Source organism: Veillonella parvula, assembly GCF_042850485.1.
Classification (GTDB): Bacteria; Bacillota; Negativicutes; order Veillonellales; family Veillonellaceae; genus Veillonella; species Veillonella parvula_Q.
Window position 1 is genome coordinate 587,423 of sequence record NZ_AP031417.1, and the last position, 13,095, is coordinate 600,517.

10 protein-coding genes and 1 riboswitch are annotated in these 13,095 nt (G+C 38.4%); of the genes, 9 read left to right on the forward strand and 1 reads right to left on the reverse strand.

From position 1 onward, the window contains the following. Positions 1-27: 27 nt before the first annotated feature. A complete protein-coding gene (gene ftsH, locus ACGHIY_RS02525) occupies positions 28-1,956 on the forward strand; it encodes an ATP-dependent zinc metalloprotease FtsH (RefSeq protein ID WP_004695418.1) in 1,929 nt (642 codons plus the stop codon). Positions 1,957-2,009: 53 nt separating this feature from the next. On the opposite strand, the gene ACGHIY_RS02530 is transcribed toward ftsH, so the two are convergent. Continuing rightward, positions 2,010-3,353, reverse strand: a complete 1,344-nt coding sequence (locus tag ACGHIY_RS02530) for a threonine/serine exporter ThrE family protein (protein ID WP_004695419.1) — start codon at positions 3,351-3,353, stop codon at positions 2,010-2,012. Positions 3,354-3,524: 171 nt separating this feature from the next. Here ACGHIY_RS02530 and ACGHIY_RS02535 point away from each other — a divergent pair, with 171 nt between their 5' ends. From ACGHIY_RS02535 to ACGHIY_RS02570, 8 genes are all read left to right on the forward strand, one after another. Continuing rightward, on the forward strand, positions 3,525-4,499 hold the full coding sequence (locus ACGHIY_RS02535) for a biotin--[acetyl-CoA-carboxylase] ligase (RefSeq protein ID WP_004695422.1): 975 nt from the start codon (positions 3,525-3,527) through the stop codon (positions 4,497-4,499). A 9-nt stretch (positions 4,500-4,508) separates the two neighbouring features. After that, positions 4,509-5,276: a type III pantothenate kinase gene (locus ACGHIY_RS02540; RefSeq protein ID WP_123138497.1), complete on the forward strand. Its 768-nt coding sequence runs from the start codon at positions 4,509-4,511 to the stop codon at positions 5,274-5,276. Positions 5,277-5,370: 94 nt separating this feature from the next. Next, positions 5,371-6,357 carry a tRNA dihydrouridine synthase DusB gene (gene dusB / locus ACGHIY_RS02545; RefSeq protein ID WP_270279376.1) on the forward strand — a complete coding sequence of 329 codons (987 nt, stop codon included), beginning with the start codon at positions 5,371-5,373 and terminating at the stop codon, positions 6,355-6,357. A gap of 123 nt (positions 6,358-6,480) precedes the next feature. Beyond that, positions 6,481-6,954, forward strand: coding sequence for a transcription elongation factor GreA (greA, locus tag ACGHIY_RS02550; protein WP_004695428.1), 474 nt, complete (start codon positions 6,481-6,483; stop codon positions 6,952-6,954). Positions 6,955-6,983: 29 nt separating this feature from the next. Then, positions 6,984-8,501 carry a lysine--tRNA ligase gene (gene lysS, locus ACGHIY_RS02555; protein ID WP_008715811.1) on the forward strand — a complete coding sequence of 506 codons (1,518 nt, stop codon included), beginning with the start codon at positions 6,984-6,986 and terminating at the stop codon, positions 8,499-8,501. A 430-nt stretch (positions 8,502-8,931) separates the two neighbouring features. Further along, positions 8,932-9,030, forward strand: a riboswitch (purine riboswitch). A 61-nt stretch (positions 9,031-9,091) separates the two neighbouring features. Continuing rightward, positions 9,092-10,435, forward strand: a complete 1,344-nt coding sequence (locus ACGHIY_RS02560) for an NCS2 family permease (protein ID WP_060919854.1) — start codon at positions 9,092-9,094, stop codon at positions 10,433-10,435. A 101-nt stretch (positions 10,436-10,536) separates the two neighbouring features. After that, a complete protein-coding gene (gene guaD / locus ACGHIY_RS02565; protein ID WP_119562106.1) occupies positions 10,537-11,817 on the forward strand; it encodes a guanine deaminase in 1,281 nt (426 codons plus the stop codon). A gap of 242 nt (positions 11,818-12,059) precedes the next feature. Next, a complete protein-coding gene (locus tag ACGHIY_RS02570) occupies positions 12,060-13,013 on the forward strand; it encodes a cation diffusion facilitator family transporter (RefSeq protein ID WP_119562103.1) in 954 nt (317 codons plus the stop codon). Positions 13,014-13,095: the final 82 nt, after the last annotated feature.

Here is a 13,095-nt window from a genome sequence, read left to right on the forward strand (position 1 = left end):
TAAACTATTATTGAAAGGGGTAATATTTTGGGTCGATTTACTAAAAATATCGTCCTTTATTTACTTATCATTGCCGCTTTCGTTATCGCCATTGACGCTTTCTCTGGTCAAAGTGCGAATAAATCTGAACTCAGTTATACAGGATTTATTCAACAAGTACAACAGAAAAAGGTTGAGTCCGTAACGATTACCAATGATCATGGTATTAAAGGTAAACTAAAAAATGGAACAGAATTCAATTCTTATGCGCCAACTGATGAAACATTAATCAAAACTTTACAAGATAATGGTGTAGAAATTACTGCAGCTCCACCTGAGCAACCTGCTTGGTGGATGAGCTTGTTAGGTTCTGCTATTCCGATTATCATCTTGGTAGTATTATTCTTCTTCATCATGCAACAAACGCAAGGTGGCGGTGGCCGAGTGATGAACTTTGGTAAAAGCCGTGCTAAATTGATGGGTGAAGGCAATGTAAAGGTTAGCTTCAAAGATGTAGCTGGCGCTGAAGAAGCAAAACAAGAATTAGAAGAAGTAGTAGAGTTCTTAAAGGATCCAGGCAAATTTACAACTATCGGTGCTAAAATTCCGAAAGGTGTATTATTGGCAGGACCTCCAGGTACAGGCAAAACATTACTTGCTAAAGCTGTTGCTGGTGAAGCAGGGGTACCATTCTTTACGATTTCTGGTTCTGACTTTGTAGAGATGTTCGTTGGTGTTGGTGCTTCTCGTGTGCGTGATCTTTTCACACAAGCGAAAAAGAACGCCCCATGTATCATCTTTATAGACGAAATTGATGCGGTTGGTCGCCAACGTGGTGCCGGCCTTGGTGGTGGTCACGATGAACGTGAACAAACATTAAACCAATTGCTCGTTGAAATGGATGGCTTTGGTGCCAACGAAGGTATTATTACTATCGCTGCAACAAACCGCCCAGATATTCTAGATCCTGCACTTTTACGTCCAGGTCGTTTTGACCGTCAAGTTATTGTAGGTCGTCCAGACCTACGCGGCCGTGAAGCAATTTTGAAAGTTCATGCTCGTAATAAGCCTTTGGCTGATGATGTAGACTTGAAAATAATTGCGAAGAAAACTCCAGGCTTTACTGGTGCAGACTTGAGCAATTTGTTAAATGAAGCAGCTCTTTTGGCGGCTCGTCTTAACAAAAAAGTAATTACTATGGCTGAAGTTGAAGAAGCCAGTGAAAAAGTTAGTATGGGACCTGAACGCCGCAGTCATATTGTGAGCGATAAGGATCGTAAATTGACAGCATACCATGAATCTGGTCATGCTATCGTGGCACATCTATTGCCTCATGCAGATCCTGTTCATAAAGTAACGATTATTCCTCGTGGTGCAGCTGGTGGCTACACTATGATGCTTCCTACTGAGGAACAAAACTACAAAACAAAATCTCAATTATTAGCAGATATTCGAGTTGCTCTTGGTGGTCGAATTGCAGAAGCCTTGATTTTAGATGAAATCAGTACAGGCGCTTCTGGGGACCTTCAAAGTGTAACTAATACTGCTCGCGCTATGGTAACGCGTTGGGGGATGAGCGATGAGCTTGGTCCTATCGTGTTTGGTGAACAACAAGAACAAATCTTCTTAGGAAAAAACCTAGGCCATGAGCGCAACTATAGTGAAGAAATCGCTGCGAAAATCGACTCTGAAATTCATCGTATCGTAGAAGAAGCTTATAAAGATGTAACAAAACTTCTTAGCGATAATGAAAAATTCTTACATGACATGGCAAATGCTTTGTTAGAAGAGGAAACAATCGATGCGAAAGCGGTAGATAATCTTTACAAATATGGTACAACAAAAGAACCTGAAGCTGAGGAGCCTAAAGTAGCTTCTGAAGTAGAAGGTAGCGTAGTACCAGAGAGTGTTGATGCTAAAGAAATAACTAGTACTGTAGCAGATCCTAGTGAAGCATCATCTAATGAAATTAAATAATGGATTTTGTCCAAATGAAAAAGAGCTAGCCTTTTTAGAAGGCTAGCTCTTTTTTACTGTCCATCGTTTATATGACGTGTGGCAAGAAGTTCTGTCATGCGTTGTTCTTTTAGTTTTTGCAAATATTTTTGTGCCAAAACATTTGGTATAGCTACACCGATTGCTATAGCTATAGTTGTAAATGTGCCAGTTACACCATTTTGTATCATAAGGATTAGACTAGCATCATTTAATGCATTGATGTGTAACATGTCGAAGAGAAATCGGTAGTACAGTATACCGGGCATTAATGCGATGGCAGACGGCACGATAATGATAGTGCTAGATGTTTTTAACCAAGTAGAAACTTTTACAAAAATAATACTCATAATGGCAGCACCAATAAAGGTAGCACCTGGTGTAGAAAATCCTAATTCTACGGATAGTATATTGCGAATACATACACATAGTACGCCACCAATACCAATGGATACTAATAGTCTGACAGGAGCATTAAAAAGTACCGCAAAAGCAGCTGCAGCTGTAAAAGAACCGATAACTTGCTCAATGGAAATAACATGAGGTTTAATATCAACAAAATTAAATGCTGGTGCAGGGCTAAAGTAGAGTGCCATGGCCATACCTAAAGTCATGCTACCCACGATGAGTAATGTTCTAATAGCGCGTGTCATACCCGATAAAATATGATTATTAATGATATCGATGACACAATTGATCAATGGTACCCCAGGAATCATGAACAAGGTACAGCAAACGAGTACATATAGTAAGGATTCATTATTTACATGACTATAAAAAGCGTAAGCCGATATCATGGCACCAAATCCGCCTAATGCGATTCCTACATATTCATTAAGCCCTAATCTGCCTGATAGGGTGCGCGTAAAATAACCAATACTAGAACATATGATGGTAACGATGAATGCGATAATATCGCCACTGTAAAGGTATGCAAGACCTGCCGAACCTAGTGCACAAGCTAGTCCTTTTATCCAGTTTGGATACGTTGGTATAGTTGTATCCAGTTTGGCAATTAGTCGTTCATAGGTCGTTAGTGAGTAATGTCGCTCAAAGGCGCGCCATGTGAGCTTTGATACGGCATTGATCATAGCCATATTCGGAATATGAACTGGTGTTTTTCTGAAGACTGTTATGGATCGTTCTTTGTGTAATAGATTGACCATAATAGTGGTATATGAAATATGGATATTTAAGTAATCATGAGGAATTCCCATAAATGTTGCGGCTTTTAGCATTTCCTCAATGATTCGATTTGTATTTGCCCCACATTCCATTAGTAACTTCCCTATATTGAGTAGTACATCCAGTTTTCGATGAATATGGATAAAAGGGTTCTCTAAAACTTGATTTTTCTCTTCTAATGTAAACTGTTTCATATATCTCTCCGAAGGATAATAGATAGCATTATTGTTATCTATTTTTTTATGTATACCTTTATACTATATACATTATAACATTAATTATTTTAAATAATCCTTGCATTTTACAAGGTACACTTGTACAATCGAATTGTAAACCTAGGTTGACAAAGAAAGGGGCTCTAAACTATGCGTGATGAAGTGCTAGAATTCTTGAGACAAAACCAAGGTAGTTTCGTATCGGGACAAGATATGTCCGAAGCCTGCCATGTTTCGCGCACAGCTATTTGGAAACATATCAAGGCGTTACGTCAAAAAGGCTACAAAATTGAATCTTATACCAAGAGAGGGTATCGATTATTGGAAGAACCTGATTTGTTGAGCCCCTTGGCAATGAAACAAATCTTAAAAACAGATGTATTTGGTAAACGATATGTTTATATGGATACCACGGAGTCTACGAACTTAGAAGCTCGTCGTTTAGCTCAACAAGGTGCAGAAGAAGGTACGGTTGTGGTTACTGAGGAACAGGCTGCTGGTCGTGGGCGTTTATCTCGCGGTTGGTATTCTCCATTTGGCAAAGGCTTGTGGTTTAGCTTGATTTTACGGCCTGATTTTCCACCTGTAGAGGCTCCAAAGTGTACTTTGATGGCTGCTGTAGCTTTGACGAAGGCATTTCATAAGATGGGGCTCACCGATGCGGGGATAAAGTGGCCTAATGATATTCTTGTGAATGGTCGTAAGCTAGTAGGTATTTTGACAGAAATGTCTGGTTCTATGGAAGAAATTTCTCATATTGTAATGGGCATTGGGGTCAACGTAAAAACAAAACAAGAAGAATTACCAGAAGAGTTGAAATTAATTGCTACATCCCTTGCGATGGAAGATATTGATATTGAGCGCACAGAAGCATTTAGACTTATATTAGAAGAATTAGAACATCAATATTATGAAGTGCTCGATAGCGGCTTTGAAGAAACCCTTAATGAATGGAGGCAATTATCTGTTACGCTCGGTGAAGAAATTGAAGTGCGTGCTCCTGGCAATACCTATGAAGGGGTAGCTACAGATATTGATGAAGATGGTAATTTATTAGTAAGAATCTCAGATGGGACAATTAAACGTATTGTGGCAGGGGACGTATCAATTCGTCCACGTAAATAGGAGGCATTAATGTTATTAGTAATTGATGTGGGAAACACCAATATTGTTCTCGGTGTATACGACAAGACAGAACTTGTGGGTCACTGGCGTATTTCCACAGATCGGGTCCGTACCACCGATGAATATGGCATGCTGATGATGAACTTATTCTTTCACGACCGTAAGGTTGATGTAAAAGATATTAATGCTATCATTATTTCCTCGGTTGTACCACCATTAATGCCTACATTAGAGCGCGTGTGTTTGCGCTACTTTAATGTAAATCCTCTTATTGTAGGTCCAGGTACTAAAACTGGCATCGCTATTAAGTATGATAATCCTCGTGAAGTAGGGGCTGACCGTATTGTAAATGCTGTAGCAGCACATGAGCTTTATAAGGGCGATTTAATTATCATCGATTTTGGTACGGCTACTACCTATTGTGCGGTACAAGGTAATGGTGATTATATGGGCGGGGTTATTAGTCCAGGGGTAACCATTTCTGCAGAAGCTCTATTTCAACGGGCAGCCAAATTGCCTCGTATCGATGTGAGAGACCCAGGGCAAGTCATTTGCCGAAATACGGTGTCTTCTATGCAATCTGGTATGTTCTACGGTTATGTAGGGCAAGTAGAAGGACTCGTGTCTCGTATGAAAGCAGAAATGGGAAATCATGTAACTGTAGTGGCTACAGGTGGTTTGGCACAACTTATTAGCAGTGCTACAGACTGCATTGACCATGTAGAACCTATGCTTACATTAGAAGGCTTACGCCTTATTTACGAAAGAAATAAATAATGCTACTATAATATAGTTACGTATATGTAACGAAGTAGTGTACATTCAGGTACAGCTTATGCTGTACCTTTTTTATTAGGGGATATAGAATTATATGAATAATAAACAGTGGCAAATTGGGTCCGTTAAAATTGACGGACAAGCCATATTAGCGCCTATGGCAGGGGTTAGCGATATTGCGTATCGACTACTGGCCAAAGAACAAGGTGCCGCCTTGGTATGTACCGAAATGGTCAGTGCTATGGGTATTAAATATAAGAATGAGCGTACTCATGAATTATTGCGTATTGAAGATGCAGAACGTCCTGTATCCATGCAAATTTTTGGTTCTAATCCAGAAGCAATCGCTTTGGGGGCTAAGGTTGTGGCCGATGCAGGCGCCGATATTGTAGATATAAATATGGGTTGTCCTGTAAAAAAGGTAGTTACCTCTGGCGATGGTTCGGCACTTATGAAAAATCCTGATCTAGCGGCTCGTGTTTCAGAAGCCGCTGTTGAGGCTGTTGATGTACCGGTTACTGTAAAAATGCGTATTGGTTGGGATAGTGACTCTATCAATGTTGTGGATTTTGCAAAACGCATTGAGTCTACAGGTGTGGCTGCTATTGCCGTACATGGGCGTACAAAGGAGCAAATGTATAGTGGACATGCGGACTGGTCTTATATTAAGGCTGTGAAAGAAGCTGTATCTGTACCCGTACTTGGCAATGGAGATATAGTGAAACCTGAAGATGCTAAGCAAATGCTTGATGAAACCGGTTGTGATGCTGTAATGGTAGGCCGTGGTGCACAGGGGAATCCTTGGATCTTTGGTCGTATTCATCATTATTTAGCCACTGGTGAAGTATTGCCAGCTCCGACCGATATAGAGCGTCTAGATATGTTATTAAAGCATTTTGACTTGTTATGCCAATACAAGGGTGAAAGTATGGCCGTTAAGGAGATACGCACTCATGCGGGCTGGTATATGAAGGGACTTCCGGAATCTGCATATTGGCGCAATCGAGTGAATACAATTCATACTGTAACGAGCTTTCACAATGAGCTAGAATCATATCGCAAAATACTGTCCGAAGGGTAGTCAGATTGACAAATAAATAGTATTTTTATATAATGATTGAGATAATTTAGAAACAAGAGATAAGGTGTCATCTTACTATGACACTTTTTCTTATTATTTATATGTAGAAAGAGTGGGGTACCCATGGCAGACGTAAAAGAAACATTACTCACCGCCGAAGGTTTAAAGAAGTTAGAAGAAGAATTAGCGTACTATAAATCTGTACGCCGTATTGAAGTATCTGAACGTATTAAAACTGCTATTGAATATGGCGATATCAGTGAAAACTCTGAATATGATGATGCAAAAAATGAACAAGCTTTTATTGAAGGTCATATTGTAGAGTTAGAGAATAAGATTAACACTGCGAAGATTATCGATGAATCTGTAAAAGGTGACGTTGTATCTGTAGGTAGTAAAGTTACTGTACTTGACACTATGTACAACGATGAATTGGAATATGTTATCGTTGGTTCCTCTGAAGCGGATCCATTTAACAATCGTATCTCTAATGAATCTCCTGTAGGTAAAGCTATTTTGGGTAAACGTAAGGGCGATGAAGTAGAGGTTTCCACACCAGATGGTCCTGTAACATTCAAAGTGTTAGCAATCCAATAATTTACAATTACCGACAAAGAGGCGATAACATGAGTGAAGAAATTAAAAATATACAAGAAGAGCTGAATGAGCAAATGCAAATTCGCCGCGATAAATTAGCCGAATATGAAGCTGATGGTATTTACCCATTTGGCCAACGTTTTGTCGTAAAAGATTACGCAAAAGATATTAAAGAAGATTTCTTCTTGAAATATGATGGCCAGCCTGTAGTTATTGCAGGTCGTTTGATGACAATCCGTTCCCATGGTAAAACGGCATTTGCGAATATTCGTGATAAATCTGGTGATATTCAAGTATACTTCCGTAAAGATGTATTGGGCGAAGATGCTTATAAATACGTTAAAATGCTTGATATTGGTGATATCATCGGCGTAGAAGGTCACGTATTTAAAACGCATACCGGTGAAGTTACCATTAAAGTTAACAAATTAACATTGTTATCTAAGTCTTTACGTCCATTACCAGAAAAATGGCATGGATTAAAGGATACAGAACTTCGTTACCGTCAACGCTATGTTGATTTAATTGTAAATCCTGAAGTGCGTGATACATTTGTAAAACGCTCTCAAATCGTTGCTAAGATTCGCGAATACATGATGCGTGATGGCTTCATGGAAGTGGAAACACCGATGATGCATGCTATCCCTGGTGGGGCTGCTGCACGTCCATTTATCACTCACCATAATGCGCTTGATATCGATATTTACATGCGTATTGCACCAGAATTGTATCTCAAACGTTTAATCGTTGGTGGTATGGACCGCGTATTCGAAATGAACCGTTGCTTCCGTAACGAAGGTATCGATAATCGTCATAATCCAGAATTTACTACTATCGAATCCTACCAAGCCTATGGCGATGTAGAGGATGCGATTCGCTTAACAGAAAATCTTGTGTCCTACTGTGCTCAAGAAGTACTTGGTACACAAGAAATTACATACCAAGGTACAGAAATTAATTTGACTCCTCCTTGGAATCGTATCACAATGGCTGAAGGTGTAAAAAAATACACTGGTGAAGATTTTGATGCAGTCACAACTATAGAAGAAGCTCGTGCTATTGCTGATCGCTTAAATGTAGAATACACAGAAAATGATGGTATTGGTAAAATCTTAAATCTTTGCTTTGAAGATTATGTAGAAGAAAACTTGATTCAGCCAACTATCGTATATGGTCATCCTAAAGAGATTTCTCCACTTGCTAAAGCAAGTCGTGAAAATCCATTGGCTACAGAACGTTTTGAAGCTTTTATCTATGGTCGTGAATTGGCAAATGGCTTCTCCGAGTTAAATGATCCAATCGACCAAAAACAACGTTTCTTGGATCAATTAAAAGAACGTGAAGCGGGCGATGATGAAGCTCACCGCATGGATGAAGACTTCGTTACAGCTCTTGAATACGGTTTACCTCCAACAGCAGGTTTAGGTGTTGGTATCGACCGTCTTGTTATGTTCTTAACAGACTCTGCATCCATTCGAGATGTATTATTGTTCCCGTTGATGAAACCAGAAGCTCCTAAGCATTTTGAAGCTGAAGAAGCAGAATAATAATCGACACTATTAAGGCTCCCTATTCTTTGAGTAGGGAGCTTTTTATATATTTATGAAATAGTTAGTATCATATAAATATCATTTTAAACCTGTTACTACGATACTGCCTTTAAATATGTATTGAAACATGAATGCTATATGTAATTTTATACGATGGATTAATGGAGTGGTTAATATATTGAGCTCCTGTATCAGTCTATAAGTATATAACAAAATTAACGATATAAAGTCTATAGAAAATAATTTCTAGGATAATAAAATAGTTTATGATTATTCATCAATTGTTATTGACAGTGTATAAAAATAATTTTATACTAAGTGTGAGATGTGGTATTTACATAATATATATGATATAAATTCATGCATATAAAGTTTTTCTTATTTATCTTTGCTTTATCGAATCTGAATGTGATGATATAGATTAACTGTATAGAACTACTACATACCTTGTATAACCTTGACGGGATGGGTCAAGTCTCTCTAGCGTGAACCGAGATTTACGGCTACAAGAGCTTATTTATGATGCTCTTGTAGCCGTTTTTTATTTAACTAAATTTATATTTCTAAAAGTTTAGGAGGTAAGTGCGATGAGTTCAATGGATTATGAAAGAGGTAATCAAGCCAATGGTTGTCTTGATCGGTTTTTCAAGTTAACCAAACATGGAACATCAGTAAAGACTGAGATTTTTGCGGGTATTACAATGTTTATTGCATCAGTATACATTCTGGCAGTAATACCCAATCTATTATCTGTATCAGGAATGCCTCATGGTAGTGCTGTAGCGGCTGTAATTTTAACAACTGCCTTTGCGACAATGCTAATAGGTTTTGTTGCTAATGTTCCGGTTATCGTAGCACCTGGACTTGGCCTAAGTGCATTTTTCTCGTATACCATTTGCGGTGCTATGGGCCTTAGTTGGCAAACTGCATTAGGTGCCGTTTTTATTTCCGGTACAGTTTTTGTTATTTTAACAGTTACTAAAGTTCTTAATAAAATAGTAGATGGTATTCCACAAGTGCTGAAAACCTCTATTGGCGTAGGTATTGGTTTATTCGTTGCCTTCATTGGCTTTAAAAATGCTCATATAATTATTTCTGATAATGCTACATTTGTAACCCTTGGGAATATGAAAGATCCTGCAGTACTATTAACATTGTTAGGCTTGTTTATTACAAGTATTTTATTAGCTAAGCAGATTAAGGGTGGATTGTTAATTGGTATGGCCTTCACTACGATTTTGGCTATGGTGTTAGGTTTGACTAAGGTTCCTATATCTAGTTCGGATATCTTTAACTTGGTACCACCATTTCCAGTAGACACATTTGGTCAACTTGATGTAATGAGTGCTATTGGGTATGGCTTTTTCTCCATTATCTTCTCCATTACTATTGTGGATATGTTCGATAATATCGGTACATTGATTGGTGTAACGAGAAAAGCAAACTTAGTAAATGAAGAAGGGAAATTTGAAGGTTTGAATCGTGCCTTGCTATGTACGTCTATTGGTGCCGCAGCAGGTGCCGTTGTAGGTACCTCTACAGTTACTTCTTATATTGAAAGTGCGGCAGCCGTTGCTGATGGTGGTCGCACAGGTCTTACGGCAGTAGTAACTGGCCTTTTATACTTGGTATCTTTATTCTTTGCACCATTGTTCTTATTGGTACCGGTACAAGCGACTGCACCTGTACTGATTACTATTGGCGTATTTATGATGAGTGAGGTAACGCATATTGATTTTACTGATTTCACGGAAGCATTGCCTGCATTCTTAACAATTCTTCTTATGCCATTAACATTTAGTATTGCTCAAGGTTTATCCTTTGGTTTTATTTCTTATACATTAATTAAATTGGCCACAGGTCGTCATCATGAAATTCATCCTATTATGTACATCATGACTGTGGCGTTCATCATTCACTTTGCTATTTAAATAGCATATACTATGAATCATATAGCATAGTCTATTAAATGAAAATCTAGCGTAGTATATGGGCGCAGTACTTTAGGGCTCTAATCACGCGAGGAGGTTATATGAATTCAACGATTATTTTAAAAGGAAATATATTATATACACCGAATCCATCAGCACTTGTATCTATTCAACAGGGTTATGTTATTGCTGTAGATGGGGTGGTTGTTCATTGTGGTGAAAGTATTCCTACAGTTTATACAGAGTATGATGTTGTTGATTACGGTGATAATCTCATTATTCCTGGTTTTGTGGATACCCATGCGCATGCACCACAATATTGTAATCGTGGACTTGGTATGGATAAGGAACTGTTACCATGGCTTGAAACTTATACATTTCCTGAAGAGGCAAAATTTATTGATCCTGACTATGCTCGTCTAGTATATGGTGCCTTTGTTCACGATTTATGGCGCAATGGTACGACGAGAAGTATTTTGTTTGGCACAATCCATAAAGACAGCACATTGGTGTTGATGGAGCTTTTACAAAAAGCAGGATTGTCAGCTTATGTGGGCAAGGTAAACATGGACCGTAATAGTCCGGAATTTTTGATTGAAGAAACGAATCAATCCTTAGCTGATACTAAAGTATGGTTAGATGCGTCAGCTCAATTTGGACCTTTAGTTAAACCTATTATTACACCGCGCTTTGTACCATCTTGTACGAGTGAACTCATGACAGGACTTGCTAAATTAGCGAAAGAATACGATGTTCCTGTTCAATCTCATTTGTCGGAAAATCACGGTGAAATTGATTGGGTCGCATCATTACATCCTGAGTCGTCAAACTATACAGATGTGTACTATGAACATCATTTGATGGGTACCGTGCCAACTGTAATGGCCCATTGCATTCATTTGAGTGACGTAGAAATGGATCGCATGGCTGAAACGCAGACCATGGTATCTCATTGTCCATATTCGAATGTAAATCTTTCTAGCGGAATTGCACCGATTCGTAAGCTGATTGAGCGGAATATACCAATCGGTTTAGGCTCCGATATTTCTGGTGGACATATTGTATCGATGGCAAAGGTCCTTACTGAAGCTATTGGTTTATCCAAAATGAAATGGGTTGAAGTAGACAAAAACTATGCACCTCTCACCCTAAGTGAAGCCTTCTATATGGCTACCAAGGGTGGTGGACAATTTTTTGGCCACGTTGGAAGCTTTGAAAAAGGCTATGAATTAGATGCCCTTATTATCGATGATACGTCCCTATTCGACCCAAATGAACGTTCTTTGGAAGAGCGTTTAGAGCGCTGGCTATATGTAGGGGATGATCGCCATATTATTGAACGCTATGTGGCTGGTCGCGTAGTTCCGAGTCCAAAAGGGTAAAGTTTATATTTTACAGAAAAGAATACTGATGTATTTAAAGCAGCTAGTTTGTATGTCCTTCAAACTAGCTGCTTTTCGCTGCATTTTTCAGAACCTGACCGAGGTGTTAGATAAACTTTTGATTATGATTTATGGTAGGTTTTATAGCTTTCCTGTTTATATTACTGAACAGGGCGATTTTGCTCATCAATTCACTTGGTGTATAATAAAAAAATGTACAAATTAAGAAAGTGGGGGTCTTAATGGATATATTAGGAGCAAGACGCTCTATTGAACAAAAGCTATTAATGCAATCTGTTGCTTTGATGGCGCTAGTTGCGGTGAGCGGCACTGTGATGGGGATTGTAACGGGATCTAGTGCAGTGTTGTTAGATGGGGTATTCTCCTTCGTTGATGTTGTTATTAAGATTATGATGCTTATGACAGCTAAGTTAGTTGCTAGAGAAACGAGTAAGCGATTCCAATTCGGTTTTTGGCAATTTGAACCTCTGGTGCTCGCCGTGGAGGGCTTTTTTATTCTTCTCATAGTAATTTATGCCTTATCTAGTGGGATTACAGATCTTTTGTCTGGTGGACGCCACGTAGACTTCGGACCAGCTATTTTCTATGCTATATTCTTTACTATTGCAGATACTGCTTACTATCTTTATGTACGTCGTATTAATAAAAGTTTACAGTCTAACTTGATTAAATTTGATAATGTAAGCTGGTATGTCGATGCTTTGTTAGAAGCGGCTATCTTGATTAGTTTCGTTGTAGCTACTATGCTAGAAAGTACTGAATATGCTAGATGGGCTACCTATATTGACCCTATTGTATTAATTATTTTAGCGGTACAGATGATACCCTCTGCATTTCGTATCATTGTGCCATCCATGAAACAAATATTGGGATGGGCACCAACTTCATTGCATAATGAAGTGCAAGAAATTATGGATCGATTTATGGAAAAGTATAATTTTAAAGATTATGTGACGAGCGTGCAAGTATACGGCAATACTCGAATCATTGAAATTGATATTTTAGTTCCTAAAAGTTTTCCATATCAAACTATTGCTGAAATTGATGCTATTCGCAATGAAATTGACCAAGAAATCGGCGGTAACCCAACGGAAAAATGGGTGACCATTTCTTTTACAGGCACGCGTAAATGGATGGCAAAAGATTATTTGCTAGATGAAGAAGAGGATGAATAATATAAAATATTGGTGAGAAGTCTAGTATATAGCACATAATTTAATGATAAATACACCAATATATGGTATACTTAAACGTATT

What these genes read in the sequence shown, in the direction of transcription:
- greA (WP_004695428.1), top strand. Translation starts at nt 6,481, where the DNA reads ATGGCAGACGTAAAAGAAACATTACTCACCGCCGAAGGTTTAAAGAAG.
- ACGHIY_RS02535 (WP_004695422.1), top strand. Translation starts at nt 3,525, where the DNA reads ATGCGTGATGAAGTGCTAGAATTCTTGAGACAAAACCAAGGTAGTTTC.
- lysS (WP_008715811.1), top strand. Translation starts at nt 6,984, where the DNA reads ATGAGTGAAGAAATTAAAAATATACAAGAAGAGCTGAATGAGCAAATG.
- ACGHIY_RS02530 (WP_004695419.1), bottom strand. Translation starts at nt 3,353, where the DNA reads ATGAAACAGTTTACATTAGAAGAGAAAAATCAAGTTTTAGAGAACCCT.
- ACGHIY_RS02540 (WP_123138497.1), top strand. Translation starts at nt 4,509, where the DNA reads ATGTTATTAGTAATTGATGTGGGAAACACCAATATTGTTCTCGGTGTA.
- ACGHIY_RS02570 (WP_119562103.1), top strand. Translation starts at nt 12,060, where the DNA reads ATGGATATATTAGGAGCAAGACGCTCTATTGAACAAAAGCTATTAATG.
- guaD (WP_119562106.1), top strand. Translation starts at nt 10,537, where the DNA reads ATGAATTCAACGATTATTTTAAAAGGAAATATATTATATACACCGAAT.
- dusB (WP_270279376.1), top strand. Translation starts at nt 5,371, where the DNA reads ATGAATAATAAACAGTGGCAAATTGGGTCCGTTAAAATTGACGGACAA.
- ACGHIY_RS02560 (WP_060919854.1), top strand. Translation starts at nt 9,092, where the DNA reads ATGAGTTCAATGGATTATGAAAGAGGTAATCAAGCCAATGGTTGTCTT.